Annotated in this window: 13 protein-coding genes; 3 read left to right on the top strand and 10 right to left on the bottom strand. The window is 67.8% G+C overall.

From position 1 onward, the window contains the following. From VE172_RS17940 to VE172_RS17925, 4 genes are all read right to left on the bottom strand, one after another. Positions 1-1,698 (bottom strand): CehA/McbA family metallohydrolase (locus VE172_RS17940; RefSeq protein ID WP_324803328.1); only part of this gene is annotated, 1,698 nt, incomplete at its 3' end. Positions 1,699-1,759: 61 nt separating this feature from the next. Further along, positions 1,760-3,196: an L-fucose/L-arabinose isomerase family protein gene (locus VE172_RS17935; RefSeq protein ID WP_324803327.1), complete on the bottom strand. Its 1,437-nt coding sequence runs from the start codon at positions 3,194-3,196 to the stop codon at positions 1,760-1,762. Continuing rightward, complete coding sequence (locus VE172_RS17930) at positions 3,189-6,677, bottom strand: glycosyl hydrolase family 2 protein (RefSeq protein ID WP_324803326.1); 3,489 nt, start codon at positions 6,675-6,677, stop codon at positions 3,189-3,191. Before VE172_RS17930 ends, VE172_RS17935 begins: the two co-directional genes overlap by 8 nt. Beyond that, positions 6,674-7,954: an MFS transporter gene (locus VE172_RS17925; RefSeq protein WP_324803325.1), complete on the bottom strand. Its 1,281-nt coding sequence runs from the start codon at positions 7,952-7,954 to the stop codon at positions 6,674-6,676. The genes VE172_RS17930 and VE172_RS17925 overlap by 4 nt, the downstream gene beginning before the upstream one ends. Positions 7,955-8,199: 245 nt before the next feature. Here VE172_RS17925 and VE172_RS17920 point away from each other — a divergent pair, with 245 nt between their 5' ends. The 3 genes from VE172_RS17920 (at position 8,200) to VE172_RS17910 (ending at position 11,030) form a co-directional block, all read left to right on the top strand. Continuing rightward, positions 8,200-9,252: a LacI family DNA-binding transcriptional regulator gene (locus VE172_RS17920; protein ID WP_324803324.1), complete on the top strand. Its 1,053-nt coding sequence runs from the start codon at positions 8,200-8,202 to the stop codon at positions 9,250-9,252. A 77-nt stretch (positions 9,253-9,329) separates the two neighbouring features. Then, positions 9,330-10,529: a hypothetical protein gene (locus VE172_RS17915; protein ID WP_324803323.1), complete on the top strand. Its 1,200-nt coding sequence runs from the start codon at positions 9,330-9,332 to the stop codon at positions 10,527-10,529. Between the two features lie 3 nt (positions 10,530-10,532). Continuing rightward, complete coding sequence (locus tag VE172_RS17910; RefSeq protein ID WP_324803322.1) at positions 10,533-11,030, top strand: MarR family winged helix-turn-helix transcriptional regulator; 498 nt, start codon at positions 10,533-10,535, stop codon at positions 11,028-11,030. On the opposite strand, the gene VE172_RS17905 is transcribed toward VE172_RS17910, so the two are convergent. The 6 genes from VE172_RS17905 to VE172_RS17880 form a co-directional block, all read right to left on the bottom strand. Beyond that, positions 11,027-12,442, bottom strand: a complete 1,416-nt coding sequence (locus VE172_RS17905; protein ID WP_324803321.1) for an Hsp70 family protein — start codon at positions 12,440-12,442, stop codon at positions 11,027-11,029. The two genes, VE172_RS17910 and VE172_RS17905, sit on opposite strands and share 4 nt — an antisense overlap. Before the next feature lie 56 nt (positions 12,443-12,498). Continuing rightward, the gene (locus VE172_RS17900; protein ID WP_324803320.1) at positions 12,499-13,926 is read right to left on the bottom strand and encodes a GntP family permease; all 1,428 of its coding nucleotides are present in this window, start codon (positions 13,924-13,926) and stop codon (positions 12,499-12,501) included. Between the two features lie 14 nt (positions 13,927-13,940). Continuing rightward, positions 13,941-14,441 carry a gluconokinase gene (locus tag VE172_RS17895; protein ID WP_324803319.1) on the bottom strand — a complete coding sequence of 167 codons (501 nt, stop codon included), beginning with the start codon at positions 14,439-14,441 and terminating at the stop codon, positions 13,941-13,943. Positions 14,442-14,900: 459 nt separating this feature from the next. Next, positions 14,901-15,275 carry a YbaB/EbfC family nucleoid-associated protein gene (locus tag VE172_RS17890; protein WP_324803317.1) on the bottom strand — a complete coding sequence of 125 codons (375 nt, stop codon included), beginning with the start codon at positions 15,273-15,275 and terminating at the stop codon, positions 14,901-14,903. 23 nt (positions 15,276-15,298) lie between these two features. Beyond that, entirely contained in the window at positions 15,299-16,516 is a 1,218-nt protein-coding gene (locus VE172_RS17885) for a hypothetical protein (protein ID WP_324803315.1), read from the bottom strand. 396 nt (positions 16,517-16,912) lie between these two features. Continuing rightward, positions 16,913-19,909: an AfsR/SARP family transcriptional regulator gene (locus VE172_RS17880; RefSeq protein ID WP_324803314.1), complete on the bottom strand. Its 2,997-nt coding sequence runs from the start codon at positions 19,907-19,909 to the stop codon at positions 16,913-16,915. Between the last annotated feature and the right edge of the window lie 64 nt (positions 19,910-19,973).

Genomic DNA, 19,973 nt, shown 5'->3' with positions numbered 1-19,973 from the left:
GGTGGCATAGCCGATCTCGTCACCGCCGCCGCGCGCGAGCACACCGTCGGGGCCGACGAGCGCGAGCTCCTCGACGCCGGGGCCCCGCACCCGCGCGCGGGCCTCCCACCCGTCGTTCTCGCCGAGGTCCAGGACGGATCCGGGGCCGTGCCCGTTCACCTCGAGCGTGAGCCACGGTCCATTGGTGACGACCGTCCGCCCCGCGCGGATTGCGGATCGAAAAGCGTTGGCGGACAACGGTTCTTCGCCGAGCCGCGCGTACACCCTGCCCCAGCCGGGCGGGTTCGACGCCACCCCGGGGCCGTGGGAGAACGACAGGAACACGTCGGTTCCCGCGGTCGCGGCAAGCCTCAGGCCGCACGACAGCAACCGGTGGTACAGGAACACCGCGCCGTCGTCGTTGTACGGCGAGATCAGGTCGATCGAGTCGACGACGCCCAGGGCCGCGTCGGCGACGAGCTCGCGCGCCTCGGCGGTCCGCGGGTTCTCGAAGAACCTGTCGTACGACCAGTCGGGGAAGTCGGTGAACGACGGGTGCGCGTAGCCGACGGTCGCCCCGAGGCCGCGCAGCTCCTCGCAGGCGGCGGCGTTGGGTGGCCAGTCGTTCGGGTTGTCCGAGCGTTCGTGTCCGGAGTAGAAGCGGCGGGGCGGGCGGGTCAGCCCGAAGCCGTGGACGTGGCCGAGCAGGTCGTTGCGGTATTCCACGCCGACCCGCGCGATGGCGCCGGGGCCGAACCCGGGCAGGTCGGTGTCGGCATGGTGCTCGAGCAGCTCGCGTTCGTACACGCGCGAGGTGCTGCCGTTGGCGGCGACCAGGTTGGCCAGGTGGAGTGCCTCGCCGTCCTGCATGCGCGCCGCGTCGGCCGGCGCGCAGACCAGGTCGCCGCTGTAGTTGAGGTGGATGTGCAGAACGCCGCCGTACCAACCCTCCACAGTAGGGTCGAAGAGGTGGGCCGGGTTCATCGTCACCGGCAGGGTTTCGGCGGCCGCGGGGCGAACCTCGGTCTCGACGCGCTCGTACTCCAGACCCCGGGCGCACACCACGGTCAACGGCTCGGACGGAACCGCCAGCGCCACCTCGCGTCCGTGAAAGAACGGCCGATGGTGCACGTCCCATTTCCGCGGCACCCCGTCGGGGAACCAGGCGCCGCCGGTCGCGTCGGTGACCGACCAGCGGGCCGGCGCCGACGACACCAGCCGCAGTTCGCTTGCCGCGCGGGCACTCAGCGCGCCGTCGACCGGCACGGCGCGACCGTCCAGTTCGACGGTGAACACCGGAGTCGCACCGTCCACATCGATCGGTTCGATGGCGGTGCCCGCGGCCGGCACCGGCACCGAGCGGCCCGCGACCGTCAGCTCCACGGCCTCGACGGCGTCGGAGTCGACGACGACGTCGATCTTGACCGCCTTGCCCGCGATCGCCGGCCGGGCCGGCCCGGTGCGCACCGACAGCCGACGGTCGGCGTCGACATGGACCACCACCACACCGGCGGGGATCTCGTCGCCGATGACCGACCGCACCGCCCCACCCCAGTCCCCGCTCTGGGCGACGGCTTCGAAGACCGGCCCCAGCAACGAAAACCGCGCCCAGCGGAAGAATTCGGGCGGTTCCTCCCCGCCCCAGTCCCAGCCGCGATCGCCGAGCAGTCGGCGATAGTGGGCCAGCGCCTCGATCACCTCGGGGGCCAAGCCGAGCACTTCTTCGTCCTGGCAGCACATCAGGTACGACACCCCTCCCCGGGTTCACATCGCGTTTAGCCTAATGGATCTCCACCAGGTCGAGGCCCTGCAGCTCGGCGGTGCAGCGCAGCTCGGCCATCCGATGCCCCACCGCCAGCGCCCAGTGATGGCCGACGCCGCTGGCGCTCCAGTCGTCGGTCCACTCGCCGGGATCGCGGCCGAAGTCGACGCGGGAGGTGGTGTTGCCGATGCGCATCAGCGGCCCGTCCACCACCGTCCCCTCGGCGGCCACCAGCCGGTAGGAGCCGCCGCGGCTCTGGCCGACGCCGAGCAGCGTGACCGGCCCGTACGCCACGTCCAGCTCCACCGACACGCCCCAGCCGCGCTTGCCGTGGTACACCCCGAGCCCGCGCAACAGGGGGCGGCCGTTGCTGATCGCCAGGTGCGCGGGCCCGTCGTGGCCCATCTCCACGACGCCGTCGCGGAAGTTCAGTGCCTGCAGCTCGGTGAACGATCCGCCCGCGCCCAGGCGGTCGGCGATCAGCATCGCCAGCGAGGTGCGCAGCTCGTACTCCCCGGCGGCGGGGATGCCGCGGGCGGTCAGCAGGGAGGCGCCGAGGATCATCCCGGCGGCGAGGCGCTCGTGCTGTTCGCCCTCCAGGCCGCGGTGGTAGTAGGCGAGGCTGTCCAGGCCGAAGTCCTCGACCAGGCGGTCCAGTCCACAAGCGACCCGTGCGCCCCACGCGAAGTCCTCCCCCACCACCGAGTCGGCGATCTCGAAGACCGCCCGCGCCCGCTCGATCTTTTCCTCCACTTCGGACGAATCCACCGCGTCCACCCGCACCCGCAGGTCGTCGAATTCCAGCACCTCAACGTGGCCGCCGAAGGACGCGGTGACCATCGTCAGGTCGGTGGAGACGTCCAGCATGCCGGGGTACAGGTGGCCCATGAGCCCGTGTCGTGCCGTGCGCAGCCCGCCGCGCACCCCCGCCGCGGCGATCCAGCGGGCGATCCTGTCCCACGCCCTCGGGTCCTCCAGATGCCCCGAGACGGACCGAAAGCCGATGCCGCAGCGCTCGAGGGCGTTGGCCACCTCGGGAAGCGGGCATGCTCCACAGTAGGCAAGCCAGCCGCCGGTGTCCACTGTCGCGTGATCCATCGCCTCGGTCGGCTGAAGGTTGAGGCAGAGTATGGGGGCGTCGGCCCGCTGCGCGATCGGCACCACCATCGACGCCGTCATGTACGTGGTCAGGAAGACCACCACGAGATCGCAGCCGACCAGGCGCAGCCGTTCGGCGGCGTCGGCGGCCTGCCTCTCGTCGGAGATGAAGCCGACATCGGTGACGTCGGCACCCATGCCCCGCATCGTGACGGCCACCCGGTCGGCCGACCGCTTCAGCGCGGGGAGCAGGTCGGGAAACTGCGGCCAGTAGGCGCCGAGACCGCCGGAAACCAGACCGATCTTGACGGGCCGCGCGGCGACGCGTTCCACGGCGGGGACGGCGGACTCAGTCATCGAAGATCTCCAGGGATACGGGGCCGAACAGGCCGGAGCGTTCCTGGCCGGGCAGGACTCCCGCGTGCGGGTTGACCGCGGCCAGATAGGGGGCGAGGGTGTTGCGGACGACGATCGTGAGCCGGTTGGTCCCCGACGACAGCCGCACGTCGAAGGCGTAGGGGCTCCACAGCCGTGTCCCGGCGGGTTCGCCGTTGACGTGCACCTCGGCGGTGCCGCGCACCTCGCCCAGGTGCAGGCGGGCGGTCGACGGGCCCGAAACGTCCACATCGGTCTCATAGGCGACGGCGCCGGAGAAGTCGCCCAGCCCCACCGTGTCCCAGGCGCCCAACGAAACCGGGCCGGTCTCGGTGCGGACGGTGACCGGGCCGCTCAGCTGCGCGCCACCCGGCCACCGGTCATCGCGGGCGAACGACAGCTCGACGACCTCCCCTCCCGCGGCGGGCCGCGGCAACCGGATCGGGTCGGACGCCGCCAGCCGCGCCCCGCGAAACGACGCGGTGAACGCGGCGCGGGCGGGCACGCTCACCTCGACGGTGCCCGGCGGCAGCGGCAGCCTCAACCGCTCCTCTTCCAGGCCGCCGGGTGCCACCGGCGCCGTGGCGTCCGGCGGCCGCGGCCGCGCGGTGAGGACCCGCGGATCGAACCGCATGCGGTGGTCCACCACGGCCGCGTCCCACCCGGTTTCCCCGCTGACCACCCACTGGTCCCCCGGCAGTCCGATCTCCACCAGCGCCAGCGCGTCGGCGTCACCGAACTCCACGGTCAGGCGGTGGTCACCGGCGCCGACGGCGCTTTCATAGGTCGCCACTCGGGGCATGCGTCGCCAGGTGTAGTTGTCGAACTCGCCGTGCCGCGCCAGTTCGGCCCCGTCCAAGCGCATGACGACGTCCCCCACCGTCGCCAGCAACACCCGGGCGGTCCCCGAAGTGTCGCTGTGGAACGCGGCGCCGACCGGGCTTGCGGTCGCGGGGCCGAGCCATTGCGCCCGGGGCCGCCAGTCGCCTCGGGGCACGAGGGCGTAGGAAGCGCCCGCGACCTCGTCGGTGAGCGCGGTGAAGGTGACGTCGAGGCGGTGGCGTCCGGCCTCCAGCGTTACGGGGCATTCGGCGTGATAACCGCCGCCGGCGGGCAGCACCGTCCCATCCAGACACAGCTGTTTGGCGGTGGGGGCGCCGACGACCAGCACGTGCTCGCCCGCCGCGTCGATCTCCAGCTCCGCGCTCAGCTCGGCGGTCTCACCGGCCCGCATCGGTCCGATGGCGACGAACTCCTCGGCCACGTAACCCCTGTTGTCGTGGATCCGGGGGAAGCCCTGCGGCTTGTCGCCGGAGCCCCAGTCCCGCGAGTAGGTGACCGGTTCCCACCCGCCTCCGGGACGGCGCAGCCTCGCCCACTCGCCGAAGGTGGCGCGGGCGCCCCCCATCCGCCAGATCTGCGGCGCGTTCGGGCCGGGGAAGTCGCCGTGCCGGTGGTCCAGGGTCGACATCGGCCGCGCCGTCCACTCGCCGTCGAGCGCGATGCGGCGCGAGGGGACCGGCGCGGGCACGCCGCCGGGGTCGTGGGCGCTCAGCCTGACCAGCGCGACGGGTGCCTCGTCGAAGACGACGGTGACGTGAAGCCGATCCCCGTCCCGCCGTACCCGCAGCGGCAGGGAGGGGCCTCCGGCGAGGCCGACCGCCTCGGCGGAGGCGAAGTCCCCGGCGATCGTGACCGTCTTCTCCCGGACCCCGGCGGGTTCGAAGGTGTATTCGCCGCTGAGGAAGCTGTCGCCGGTGAGGGATGTCTTGGACGCCATGGGATAGACCGCCGGGACGAGCATGAGGTGGCTGCCGTCCGCGGTCTCGCGCAGCAGTGTCGGCACGTCCGCGCTCACCCGCCGGGGCAGACCCGCCAGCGCGCTGTGTGCCTCGGCGAGATTCGCGCAGGCGGTGGCCGTGCCGTCGGTGAACAGGCGGCGCAGCCGGGTCACCTCGGCGTCGTCGTCGGTGAGGCCCGCGGCCCGTTCCGGCAGCTCCCCGACCGCGATCAGCGTGCCGCCGGACTCGGCGAACTCCCTGAGCACTCGCGCCGTCTCCGGCTCGAGAACGCGGGAGGCGGGCAGGACGACGACGCGATATCGCTCGCCGTTCAGCGTCATCGTCGCGCCCGCCCGCTGGATCGACGCCTCGTCGAGGACGTCGAAGTCGATGCCGAGCCGATCCAGCAGCCCGGGCCGGAAGTCGTGCCAGGCCATCCACCCGGCCAGGTCCTGATAGGTGCGGTGCGCCGCGGGCCAGTCGCCCCGGTCGGTGAAGAACTGCTGCTCGTCGGCGAACGGCGGCAGGTCGTGCTGGACCGTGGCCACCGGGTCGAGCAGGGCGACGTCGCAGACATGGGTGCCCTCGGCCACCGCCCGGCACAACGTCGCCACCGTCGCGGCGAAGATCGGATAGTGCGGCCAGTACGGTTGCCGCCAGCAGGTCGACGGCGGGGCCCAGTCGAACCGGCCCTGTTCGGTGGAGTAGTAGACGGCGTGCGGGTTGTACAGGTTGGCCCCTGCACGCAGCCAGGGGATCAGCCAGTCCAGGGTCTCCTCGAGCGTGCCGCCCCAGCCGGTGGAATGGAACGCCTCGATCCACGTTCGCGGATGCCCGTGGGTGTGGGCCAGCGAGCTGTGCCGTTTGCCGTCCCCCCAGTGGTCGCTGCCCGGCGCGGAGAACCAGCGGTGCGTGCGGGCGTAGTCGGCGTAGTAGCGGACGCCCGCGGCGGTGTGCCCGCCGCGGGCCGGTTCCTGCTGATCGCAACCGACCAGCAGCCCGCGTTCGGCGTGCCAGTCGTGCATCGGCTTGAAGAACGCCTCCTCGGCGAGCTCGGCCCGGGTCAGCTGGTAGTCGCGGCGCACCGCGCCGGTGTCCGCGCCGGTCGCGCTCCACAGTGCCCCGATGTGCGGCTCCAGCCGGTAGCCGCGCCTCGACGCGAACGCCTCGGAGAAGCCGTCCGTCCAGCTCGGCATCGAGGGCAGCTCGTCCTGAAACGTTCCCTTGAGGACGGTGCCGAAGTATTGACCCGCGCGGCGTTCCAGCTCGCCGTGGACGGCGTCGAAGAGCAGCGCGCACGCCACCGGATTCAGATAGTCGAATCCGGACGGGACCACCCCGTCTGGCGTCAGGCGTTTCCCTCGGGCCCGCGGATGGGCGGCCACGACGCGCCCCTGGATGTTGGCGCCGGAGAATCCGAGCTGGTCGTAGAACCACAGTCCGAACCCGCGCCGTTCGGCGTGTGCGCACACCGCGGTGAAGATCTCCCACCAGGCGTCCGACATGAACTCGGGTTCGTCGCCCGGACAGCCCCACAGTGGACCGGTGGGCGCCAGCGAGATGACGACCGCCTGCCGTACGCCGCCGTCCATGAGGCGATCCAGCTGCCACGTCAGCCGCTCGATGTCAAGCGGCGCACCGCTCCACCACCACAACGGCACGGGCCCGTAATAGTCGCTCATTGCGTGGCGACCTCCGAGCGCTCGGCCTCGATCTCCGTCAGCGGTCGGCCGACGGTGTCGGGCATGGCGAAGTAGCCGACGGCCCCGGCGATCGCGAGGAACAGGGCGAGCAGCCCGGCCACCGGTTTGATCCCCGCCGTGGCGAGCACCGGCACGAAGAAGCTCCACGCGCCCAGCAGCAGCCGGGCGGCCCCGAACGTGAAGCCCTGCGCCGTACCGCGCAGCAAGGTCGGGAAGAGCTCCTGGCTGAAGGTCTTGTAGAAGGGTTCGCCGGCGATCGCGGTTCCGATGTTGAACAGCAGGACGTTCACCGATGCCGTCACGATCGTGAAGGGCAGGACGAGGAACATCCCGTACGCCACGACCTGGAGGATGATTCCCGTCGCCATCATCGTCTTGCGGGCCCGGTGGCTGGTGTCGATCTTGCGCATGACGATGAACAGGACGGTGGGCAGGCCGATGATGAACCCGGCCATCGATATGGCGAGCGCGGTGGCCCGGCTGCCGGCGTGCAGCGACTCCACGATGAAGGGGGTGAAGATTCCGGCCGTTCCAGCCGCCAGCGCCCAGAAGATGTAGAACAACCCGGTGTAGGCGAGGGCCTTGAGGTTGTTGCCGCGAAACAGGCTGCCGAGCCGCCGCACCGAGGTGGCCGTCTTCTCGGACGCCGCTTTCCAGACGGCCGATTCGGCCAGGCCCTGGCGCAGTGCCCAGGTGACCACGGCCACGACGAACAGATGGAAGAAGACGATCCGCACGCCGGTCAGCTTGAGCGGGTCCAGCGCGAAGGCGAGGATCAGCACCACCGCCGGGCCGAGGCCCCAGGCGACCTGCGTGAGGCTGATCAGCTTTCCGCGTGACTTGGCCGGGGCGATCTCTCCGACCAGGGCGAGCGAGGTGGGCACGTCGGCGCCGACGGCGAGACCGACGACGAAGGTGCCGATGATCAGCATCGCCGCGTGGCCCGAGAAGACGATCAGCAGGACGCCGAAGGCGTAGACAAGCAGGTCCCATTTGTAGATGCGTTTGCGGCCGAGCTTGTCGCCGAGCCGCCCGCCGACAAAAGCGCCGAGACCGGCGCCGAGCGCGTTCGGACCGATGGCGGCCAGCAGGCCGACGAGCCCGGTGCTCAACCCGAACTCGGACTTGAAGAGGGTCATCCCGGAGCCGAGCGCCACGATGGAGCCGGCGTCGATATAGGACGCCATTCCGGCGAGGATGGTCCATTTCCATTGCTGACGGGTCACTCGCTCGTCGTCAGCGACGATATCCACCATGCTTGTCTCCTTGGGGTGGGCGGGATCGGGGATTGCTGTGACCTCGGCCATAAATTGAAACCTTTCAATCAGGCTCGTGGAACGCCCCCACCGTGTCAACTGGCCCGAGGTAACGTTTCTATATCGAATCTCATCGATGTTAGGGCTCGCGGCGCCCGGTTCGATTGAAACCTTTAAATGCCCGGTACGCTGGATTCAAAATGGACCGACCCCCACCACCTCGAGACCAGGGAGACCGCGAGAAGGTGAATACGCCGCCACCCAAATCCACCCCCGCGACCGGCAAGCGCCAGCGATACGGCATGGCGGACGTGGCGGCCCGCGCCGGGACCTCCGTCGGCACCGTGTCCAATGTGCTGAATCATCCGGAGCTCGTCGCGGAGAAGACCCGCCGTCGCGTGCGGGAGGCCATCGATTCCCTGGGTTTCGTCCGCAACGCACCGGCGGTGAATCTGCGCGCGGGTTCCAGCCCGGCGGTGGGCGTGGTGGTGCTCGACATCGCCAATCCGTTCTTCACCGAGGTCCTGCGTGGCGCGGAGGACCGCCTCGCCGCGGAGGGGCTGCTGCTCATCGTGTGCAGCTCGGACGACGCCGTCGACAAGGAGGGGCATTACCTGCGCGTCCTGGAGGAGCACCGCGTCCACGGCATACTGATCACGCCCGCCATGGCCGACCTGACTCCGCTGATGGAGCTGCGCGACCGGGGTCTCGGCGTGGTCCTGCTCGACCGGACCGAGGCGGACGGAAAGCTGTGCGCCGTTGCCGTGGACGACGTCCGGGGCGGTGAACTGGCGGGCCAACACCTGCTGTCGCTCGGCCACCGGCGCATCGCCTTCCTCAATGGACCGTCCTCGTTGCGTCAGTGCGCGGAGCGGCGAAAGGGCCTGCACCGGGCCGTCATCCTGGCCGGCCTCGACCCGGCGGCCGTGCTGGTCGAGATCACGGTGCCGTCCCTGAACGCGCGGGGCGGGGAGGCGGCGATCGAGGAGATCGACGGCGACCTCCCGACGGCGGTCATCTGCGTCAACGACCTGGTCGCCTTGGGCGCGCTGCGCGCATTCGAACAACGCGGTATAGCCGTCCCCGACCAGGTTTCGCTGGTCGGCTATGACGACGTCGACTTCGCCGCCATGCTCTCCCCACCGCTCACCACGATCCGCCAACCCAAGTACCAGCTCGGCAAGGCGGCGGCCGAGCTCTTCCTCACCGATTCCCGCCAGGACGACAAGCACTGGCACCAGCAGACGGTCTTCCAGCCGGAACTCATCGTCCGCGAGTCGACGGCACGCTTCGGTTGAGGCGCCGACTCGCCACGAACCCCGGAAACTGCAAACCACGGTTGTCAATCTCGGAAGACCTCGATACATTGGTAACCATGGTTGACAATCTGGATGCAAGAAACCCACTCGACACTCCCCCGACGTGGCGCGACGTGGCGCTGCGAATGCTCGCGATGGCCAGCCTGCTGGCCGCGGTCGTCCACTTCTCCGTGACCGGCGAACACTTCGCCGAGTACTGGGCGTACGGGGCCTTCATGCTGGTCGGCGGCTTTGTCCAGTTGGGATGGTCGGTGGCGGCGGTGGCGCGCCCCTCCAAGGGCCTGTTGGTATCGGGCGCGGTCATCAACGCCGCGATCGTCGCGGTGTACGTCGTCACCAGGACGGTCGGCGACCTGGTCGGACCGGGCGCGGGCCAGACCGAGCCGATCGGCCTCGCCGACACGGTGACGACCGCCTGCGAGGCGCTCATCGTGGTCGGATCGGTGGCGCTCGCGCTTGGGACGGCCCGACGTCCCGTGCGGCGACGCACGGCCGCAGTCGTCACGATCTCCGCGGCCACGGCCACCGTGGTCCTGCTGAGCATGTCACTGATGGGCGGCGGCGAGATGTCCGAAGACTCCGAAATGGACGCCGCGGCGGCGGTCAGTCTGCCCACCCACTCACCCGCCGGGCCGGTCACGATGCCGGACGCCGACATGAGGATGGAGAACGGGATGGCCATGGCCAGCGACAAACCCTGCACGAAGGCACCCACCGCGGCCCAACAGCGCGCCGCGGTCAAGCTGGTGAACGACAGCTGGGCGGGGTCGAAGAAGTACCGGAACCTCGCCACCGCGAAGGCCGACGGATACCGGTCGTTGACGCCGAGCGGGGCAAAGGTCGTCCACTACATCAACGCGACCAACTACCGGGCCACGGTCGAAGGTCGGCAGCAGACCCTCGACCCGTCCCGGCCCCAGTCGCTGGTCTACGCCAATACCTCACGCGGCGCGGTGCTGGTCGCGGCCATGTACATCGCATCGCCGCGCGACCACGGCGCGCCCGCTCAGCCCGGTGGCTGCCTTACCCAATGGCACGTCCACACCAACCTGTGCTTCGATAAGGACATGAGCGTTGTCGGGGTGGCCAAACCCTCGTGCCCAGCCGACTCCAGGCAGCGGCGCACCCCGCCCATGCTGCACATATGGTTCGCGCCGGTCCCCGGCGGCCCGACCGCCGTCGACGCCTCGCCCCGCCAGGTGGTGCGCGCCGCCGAGCGCGTCGGCGGGACCGACCACAAGAACGAGACCGCCTGAGCCATGGCGGAAGGCGACGGCGGCGGGGCCGGATCCCGTACGGCACTCGGCCCCGCGCTGCGCCGCGCCTGGATCGGGTACCAGCGGCGCCTCACCGGCGAGCTGACACAGGCCGGCTTCGCCGACCGCAGCCTCCCCGACGGCCGCGTCCTGCGCATCTGTTCCCGCGGCGACGACGTGACCATCTCCGACATCGGACGCCAGCTGGGCATCACCCGGCAAGGCGCCGGCAAGATCGTGGCGAGTCTGCGCGAACGCGGCTACGTCACGGTGGACGACTCCCCGGTCAGTGCCCGGGCGAAGATCGTCCGGCCCACCACACGCGCCACCACCTACCTGGCCGCACAAAAAACGGCGGCCCGCGCCATCGAACGAAGGCTGCGCAACGAACTCGGCGACGACACCTTCGAGGCACTGGAGCGGCTGCTCGCCGCCCTCGACGACCCCGCGCAGCCGCGCCTCCTCGACTACCTGAACGACAGCGCCCACCTCGACATCTAGGCCGAGCCCCTGGCGTCCGCCGCGTCGGACAACGCGATCAACCGGTCGACGAAGTCGTCCACTTCGTTCATCGCGTAACCCTCGCGCAGCCGGGTCACCTTGAACACGACCGTCTGGCCGGGGACGGCGGGGGTCTCGCCGCGCGCGACCCTCGCCTCGGCCTCGTCGAGGTACGCGTCCACCTCTTCCTCGTCGTATCCCTCGCGAAGTTTCACCGTGGAGAACTGGACGTTGCGGATCTCCTCGGGGGTGATGCCGAAGTCCGCCGGAACCGGGTCGGTGTTGTAGGCCGTGGGGTCGTACTCGAATATCGGCGGAACCGGCACCGCCGCGGCATCGGGCTGGTGGGTGGGGGCGACGGCCGCCCTCACCGCGCCGGAGGCGATGACCAACTCCGGCTGTTCGGCGACGATCGCGGGCACGCCGAGCGCGCGCAGCATCTCGGTGGCCACCAACGGCATCCGGCTGGCCCCGCCGGTCAGATAGATCGCCTGCACCCCGCCGTCGGCCATCGCGGCGACCCGGGTCGCGACGTCGATCGTGCGACGTATCAGCGGCCGGGCGACGTCCTCCAACTCCGTGCGCGTGAGGTGGGTGTCGACCTCCAACAACGGGATGAACACGGAGGCGCTGGATTCCCGGCTGAGAAGCTCCTTTGTGGTGCGCACGTCCTCCCACAGTAGACGCCGGTGTCGGCGGTCGGCGGGCGTGTCCGGGGACTCCAGACGTCGCCAGATGTCGCCGCGCGGATACCACTGACGCAGGAGCGCCACGAGCGCGTAGTCGATGTCCAGCCCTCCGACATCGGGCAGGCCGTCGGTGTGGCCCGTCTCGAAGGCCGTCCCGCGGTGGCGGATCAGGGTGATGTCGCAGGTGCCCGCGCCCAGGTCGTAGACGAGCCCGAACCGTCCCGGGCCGACGCGTTCGACGCTGTCGGCGGCGAAACGGTGCGCCGCCGCCACCGGTTCGGGTATCAACGTCGGTCGGACGGGCACACCGGCCGCGTCGGCCGCGGCCCGCAGCAGGCCCAGGCGGCGTTCGCCCCAGTTGACCGGGTGGGTCAACACCAGCCGGTCCACGCCGGTGCCGTTCACCCGGCGGGCCTCGTCCCAGACCCGGCGCAGCACCGCGCCGATCAGCTCCGGGACCGCGAACTCACGGTCGCCCAACAGCACCGAGGTGTCGTCGATGCGGCGCTTCGGGTTGGGCTCACAGCGAGCCGGATCGGACGCCGAGGCGCGCTGCGCGTCACGTCCCACCAGCAGCCGCCCGTCCCGAGTATTGAACACTGTGGACGGCAGGACGGGAAAACCGTCGACCAGCAACGGTTCGGGCGCGCCGTCCCCGCGCGCCAGCACCGCCACGGTGTTGGAGGTGCCAAAGTCGATGGCCAGCAACGATTCGTCGGGCACTTCGGCAACACGCTCCTAGAACTTGACTGTTGTTCATCCAGTGTGACGCGTCACGGCTATACGACGGCACCGATGATCAACGCGCACACCAGGGCCACCACCGAGATCACGGTCTCCATCACCGACCAGGACTTGATGGTCTGACCGACGGTGAGTCCAAAGTACTCCTTGACGAGCCAGAACCCGGCATCGTTGACGTGGCTGAAGAACAGGGAACCGGCGCCGATCGCCAGGACCAGCAGCGCCAAGTGCGGCTGATCGAGGGTCGCCCCCAGCGGGGCGACGATGCCGGCGGCGGTCACCGTCGCGACGGTCGCCGAGCCGGTGGCGAGCCTGATGGCCACCGCGACCAGCCAACCCAGCAGCAGTACCGAGATGTGGGTCTTCGTCGCGTAGTCGCCGATGATGCCGGCGATCCCGGAGTCCGACAGCACGGTCTTGAAGCCACCGCCGGCGGCGACGATGAGCATGATCGACGCTGGCCCGGGGAGCCCCGAACCCAGGGACCGGTGGATCTGAGCGCGCGGCATGCCCGAGGCCCAGCCCACCGCGACCATGGCGACCAGAACGCCGGCGAGCAGCGCGACCGACGGATCTCCGATGAAGTCGACGACGCCGCGGCCGGTGCCGCCCTCGCTCATCGTGAGGTCGCCGATCGCCCTGACCAGCATGAGAAGCACCGGAAGCGTGACGCTGAGGATGGCGCCGATGAAGCTCGGGCGGTGTTTGGCGCCCGCGTCCCGCTGCTCCTGCGTCAGGCCGTCCCCGTCATCCGAAGTGGACTTGTCCTCGCCGTCGTCGCCGACCACCACCGGCACCAACCGGTCCATGAACGGCGCCAGCAACGGTCCGGCGATCGCCAGGGTGGGCACCGCGATGATCAACCCGAACGCCAACGTGTAGCTCAACGGGGCATGCAGCAGGTTGATCGCCGTCTCCGGTCCCGGGTGCGGCGGCACCAAACCATGCAGAATGGACAAACCGGCCAGGGCCGGGATGCCGACCTTCATCAGGGAAACGCCGGTGCGCTTCGCCACCAGCAAGATGATCGGCGCCAATATCACCAGGCCGATCTCGAAGAACATCGGCAGCCCGATGATCGCCGCGATCAACGCCATCGCCCACGGCAGGGTCTTGCGACCCACCCGGCGGATGATGCGGTCGACGATCTGATTCGCGCCACCGGAATCGGCGAGCAGTTTGCCGAGCATCGCACCCAGCGCGATCAGCAGACCCACGCTGCCGAAGGTCGTGCCCAGCCCCTCGACGAAGCTGGCCACGACGTCGCCCGGCGGAATCGCGGCGACCGCGCCGAGCACGGCGGTGCCCAGGATCAGCCCAATGAACGGATGAAACTTCGCCCAGACGATGAGCAAAACCACGGTGGCTATTCCGAGCAGTGCGGCGAGGATCAACTGCCCACCTGGGGCGCCGCTCAGTGGCTTGTCGTCGGCCAGGAAGATCGGGAGGGTGTCGGGGGTCATCGGGAGGGTCCCTTCTACATCGAAGTGACAACGGCGTCGACGATGTCTTCCACCGCCCGCGCCGCGGAGATCGTGGTGCCCGGTTCGTTGTCCTGCAAGGGTTCAAGGGTCGCCAGCTGGCTCGGCAACAACGACGAGGGCATGTAGTGCCCGCGCCGGCGCGCCAGCCGCGACTCGAGCAGCGCGGAGTCGGCGTCAAGGTGACAAAACCACACGCCGGGCCGGTTCTCGCGCAACAGATCCCGATACACCCGGCGCAGCGCCGAACAGGTGATGACGGCCGATTCGTGCGCGCGGGCGCGGGCGTCGATCCACTTGCCGATGGCGCGAAGCCACGGCCACCGGTCGGCGTCCGTCAACGGCGTCCCGGCCGACATCTTCGCGACATTGGCGTCGGGGTGGAAGGCATCCCCTTCGGCGAACTCCCATCCGAGCCGCTCGGCGAGCCGTTTGCCCACAGTGGTCTTGCCGGAACCCGACACCCCCATGACGATGATGTACGCGACGCCGTCCATGTGAGGTGAGCCTACTCACGTTGAGCCGACGGCGCAGGGGCCAAAAAGCCGCTGGTCCAAAGAGTACGAGTGGTCCTTAGGGTCGCTTACCCAAATACAAAACCCCAATTCAAAGCGCTGGTGGACCAGTCTCTGAACCCCGGGAATCAAACATCCGTCAACAGCGGCCCCCTGTGACCACTACGCCAGCGTCGCCACGAAACCCGCCCACCCCGCGCCGTCAAAGTCCGACCCGAACCTGGCGCCGTCGCCGTGATCGCCGCGGTGCAACGGCAGGTCTACTGTGTACCACATAATGGTATGCAACCCGACTTAACGCCTTCAAGACCAATAACACTGGGCCAGAACCACACATATAGAACCGTTGAGGCAGCTCAAGTCTGCCGTCTCAGTTGTGGGTGGATAACAGCTCCTGCAACACGCTGTCGGTAAGGTTCGTGTCGCGAGGCTCGCTTCGTGTTATTGGTGTGGATTGGTCGGGTCCATGGACGGTGTCACGTGGGCGGTGATCTTGTCGGCGAGTGTGCGGCTGGTCAAACTGCCGTTAAGTATGTCTTTGAGTGTCCAGGCGAATCCGTAGGTCTTCTCAAACTCCCCAGACAGCTTGTCTAGCAGCTGATCGGTGGCCGTACTGTACAGGCGCACGATGGTGTCCTCAAGTTCCACGGCGGTGAGCTTCTGGTACGCGGCGGGATTGATGCGGATGTCCATCAGTTCCCCGATTTGGCCGACCGTCAATGACACGGTACGGGCTTTATCAGTGACAGTGCAATGTGAATCGTTGGCGCGGGCGTGGAGTTCGGCGAATGGATTGCGGTCCATGCGGGTGTTCATTGTGGTCTCCGGGGTCAGTGGTGTCAGCTGGTCCAGTGAAGTGCGGGGAATTCGACACCGTCTACCTTCTTCTTCGCGGTCTTGATGGCTGGTTTGACCTGGTTGTCGAACACATCGTGGGCGTTTCTGGCGGCCGCGTTCCCGAACCCAATCGCCCCCGCCGCATCGAACAGCAATCCCGCGACGGCCATGACAAGGTATCTTTTCGCGCCGTCCTTGGCGATGGTCAGCAATATGTCGCGAACGGCTTCGGCCACCTCCTGTTCGGCGGGCAGATGTTGGGGCTTGACCGAGCTTTTGACAGACGAGCTGTCAAGCTGGGCGAGGTCGGGCAATATCTTCAGAGCCGCGCCGGTCATCTGGATTCCGAGAAACCACTCCTTCGACGACACACTCGCGTACTGCGCGATGTGATACATCCCCTGGTTGTACTGGTTGATCAGCTCGGTGATCTCGCTGTAGCCCTGACCGTTGACGGAATTGGTGAAATTGCCGATATGCAGGCGGGCCTGTTCCGCGGCCACCCCGTCCCAGGTGACGTCAAGATCGTGCATGCCGGTTCCGGCGTTGTCTCCAATGTTCAGCGACGCCAACTGGAACCGTCTGGCCCCCGACGCGCACAGTCCCAGCTCGCCCCACGGGCCAATGTAGTGCCGCACAAAGTCCTCGATGTCGATGCCGAGAACATTCAAGAGCCACGACTTCGGTGCCGCGATGTCCATCCCGACGCCTCCGGTCGGGTCCAGGCCATCGAAGAACGACGCCGGGCTTGCCACTTCGAACTCCAGGTTGGCGGAGCCGTAGTCGGCGAACTTGTAATCGAACGCGTTCTTGCTCTGCTTGTCGTCCTTGTCCCGTTCGGCATTGTCGTTGTCGTCGTGCCCTTTCGCCCACACCTTGTCGATTTTGCACCTGTTGTCCTCGTCCACCGACAGGTAAGCCTCCCGGATCGCGGTCAGCGCGTCCTGATAGTGCTGCAGTGCGGTCCCCGCATCGAACAGGGTCTCGACCATCGCGGAGTGAAGCTCCTTATGATGGGCGGCCCAGTCTTCGGTGATGTAGCCGTGCATTCCCGCCGTCGGTTTGGGACCACCGTTTTCGGCATCCAACCCTCCGTCGAAGGTCTCGTCCCGCAACGTCTTCAACTGATCATCCGCATCTCGATGCGCGGTCATGCGCAGCAACTTGATGTACTGCTCCATGTCATTCGGGTCAACCCCGAAGTCGGCGTTGTCGGGCACGGTTCCTCCTCAGGCACAAACGATCGCGATCGACTCACTCCACCATGCAGCCGCACCACACGAATTTTTCATGAGTCACACACGAGACACCCGCTGGTCACCATCCAGCCGTCGCCCGTGCCGTATGGCGGCTTCCCCCGCTTTCTCGCGGACTTTTGATCACGGTCTGATGACCGTGGAAGGAGTCTCTGTGCCACCACTCCGGCGGCACCCACGGCTCACCAAATCCTCAGGCGGTGTGGGATCTGCGTGTCCCGCAACAGGGTCAAACGCCTCACGTGGCAGCACCGCCTCGCGAGCGCGTTCCCGCGCCATGCTGACGCGGCCGATCTGGTGTGGCGGATTCCCGTGCGGCTGTACCACTGAATCCACAAGTGAGTCCAACTCGAACCCTCTTCACCGGATGCGTACCTCGCGTGTAACGGGGATGCCGAGCCTGGAAAATGTCGTGATGGCCCGTTGACGGGCCGCCGTGGCCGCGTCGTGGTCGCCGAGCCCGTATAGAGCCTCGGACAAAGTGACCAATGATCGGGCCTGCGGAAGTGGTCGCGAGATCTCCGCAAAATCGTTGAAGGCATGGAGCGCGGAGGTCTTCGCAGCGTGGAAGTTGCCAAGTCCATTGTGAATATTTGCGACGGCATGATGGTAGAGCCCCCGGGTGTGTGTGACAGGAGTGGGCGGCGCTACCGAGGCGGTTTTAGCCAGCGCGGCACCATAGTCTCCTTTGCGGCACAAGGCGAGGGCGATTCTTATCTCAATTTCCGCAAACCGTTCGGCCCGCGCTTGGCTCAGATCGAGCGCGCGCTCGAGATCGTCCAAAGCAAGTTCAAAATCGTCGGCAAAGACGTGAATTTCCGATCGTGCCATCAAAGCCATCCGATGGCTGTTGGGCGCGAGTATGTGTGGCTCATTGAGCACGGCTTGCAACACCTGACGTGCGGTGTCGACGTGACCGGTATCGATATGGATACGTGCCAGGATTATTTCTATCGCCTGTGTGAGACTGGATAGTCGTGTCGATGGACCGTATGTCAATGCCTCGGTGAGCACAGCCTCGGCTTGAGGGTATCGCCCCGAATTATGGTGGATGTGCCCGAGAAGTCGCCCGCTTGACATGAGCACGTGTGTGTTGCCCGTGGCTTGTGCGTGCCTCATCGACTCGGTAAGGAATCGCTCGGCGGCGACCGGATCCGCAGAGTTGTGCAGCGCTCCCGCCAAGCAGTAAGCGTAGTAGCCGGTGGGGTCGGGGCCCGCGTCCCGCGCTTTGCGGCTGTATGCCAGATCGCTGGCGTGATCGCCGGCGTTTGCCTTCACCTGCCCCTTGCAGTGATATATGGCCTGGACTGCGGGAACGTCATCCTGTTCCAAGGCTCGCTGCAGCGCCGCGTCGAGGAAGGGGGTGATAACGGAAATATCATGCCCGGTGGACGACATCGCGCACAACGCATCCAGCAGTTTCCACAGGTGCGGGTGACTGTTCCAGGACTGGACCGCGCTGACGAGGTTGTCGTAATTGTCGGTGAGTCGGTCAAAGCGCCGGTCGTGATACCAGTCAATGGCCCGGCCGATCGCCGCTTCTTGAACGGCTTGGCTGGTCGTTTGGGCGACGCGTTGGCGCGCGTATTCCTTGGTGAGGTCGTGAAACCGCGAACGCCCGAAACTGTGGTGCTCGACAAGGTGAGCGGTTTCGAGCTGACGCAGGACGCCTTGCGCTGCCGCTGGCGGTATGCCACCTACCGCGCCAACCAGCGCGTGAGGAAAGTCGTTGCCCGGGACAAGTCCCAGTAGGCACAACACGGTTTGAGAACGGATGTCCAGCGCGAGAAACGACTGCTCCAACGCCGAGGAGACAGAAGCATCGGGATCACCGTCGATGGTCAAAGCGTCAAGCCGATCGGACTCTCCCAGCTCGGAAATGTAATCCGATGCGGACAAACCCGTGTGGGTGTCCAGATGGGCCGAAGCGATACGCAAGGCAAGTGGGAGGTCACCGCAAAGCTCGGCGAGCTGGTGCCATTCGTCGGAGCTGACCCGAACCTGTGGCCCGGCCGCCGATTCGGCGAGCAGGTTCACCGCTTCGCTGCGCGGCAGCGGTGATAGCCGCATGTGCCTCACCGAGTCGATGGCGGTGAGTCCGGCGAGCCTGTTACGGCTGGTAATGATCGTGAAACAGGTGCTACCGGGCGGCAGCAACCGGCGCACCTGGGCGGCATCACGCGCGTTGTCCACCACGATCAACACGCGAAGATCGTCGACCAGGGATCGATACAGTCCCGTGAGCGCGTCGATGTCGGTTGGCACTGCCATGTCCGCGGGCTGGAGAGCACGAACGAGCCCGTCCAATGCGCGCGTCACATCGACGGGGCCATGGGGATCGAATCCTTGGAGATTGACATACAACTGTCCATCTGGGAACCGGTCGCGCACGTGGTGTCCCCAATGCACTGCCAGCGCAGTCTTGCCCACACCGGCCGGGCCCGCGATGAGACAAAAGCGCGGCTGCTCAATGTCCGTCAGCTGATCGTTCAGCGCGGAAAGCTGCGCGGCCCGGCCAACGAACCCCATCGGACGAGCGGGAAGCTGCGCCGGTACCCGCGGGGACGGGGAGGCCGGGGTGGGCGAGGGTGACGAGGCGGCACCGTCTCGGGGAAGGTACGACATCAGGGACTGGTCGTCTCGCAGAATGGCCGTGTGCAGGTCCCGCAGCGCGTTGCCGACGTCGATTCCAAGTTCGTCGGCGAGTGTGCGGTTGACCGCCTGGTAGATCTCCAATGCCTCGGGTGCGCGGCCCTCGCGATACAACGCCAGCATCAACTGGCCCACGATGCGCTGCCGGTGCGGGTGGTCGACCACCAGCCGCCGCAGATCGGCGACGACGCCCGAATGTTCGTTGAGAGCAAGCTCCAGGTCGATGCGGTCTTCCACCGCGGTCAACCGTTGTTCCTCCAATGCGGACGCTGCGGCGTGAAAGTGGCGTCCGCTCATCCCGGACAGCACCCCACCGCGCCACAACTCCAGGCCCGTCCGAAGCTCGCCCAGCGCGCCACGATCGTCGCCGGAGGACCGCAGGGTTCGCGCCTTGGCCACGGACCGGGTGAACCGGCGGAAGTCCAGTTCACTGTCGTCGGCGCGGATCCGGTACTGCTGTCCGGAGCGTTCGACACGCTCGCCGAGCGCTTTGCGCAGCACCGGCACCGAATTGCGCAGCTGGTTGATCGCGGTAGCCGGGGCATCGCCATCCCACACGGCCTCGATCAACGTCGACGGCGACAAAACCCGTCCCGCGTCCAGTAGCAGCACCGCAAGCAACCGTGGGTGCACCCGTCCTGGAATCTCCAGGGGCCGTCCGTCGTCGCCGATGATCTCCAGGGGCCCCAACAGCCGGAACTCCACTGTGGCCTCCCGTCGCCATTTCCCGCGCCACACTCGATCACCACGATACCGAATCGCCGCTACC

This window comes from Stackebrandtia sp., from assembly GCF_035643755.1.
In the GTDB taxonomy this organism is placed as follows: domain Bacteria; phylum Actinomycetota; class Actinomycetes; order Mycobacteriales; family Micromonosporaceae; genus Stackebrandtia.
Note: the sequence above shows the minus strand (reverse complement) of the source record. Positions and strands in the feature narration are given on the sequence as shown.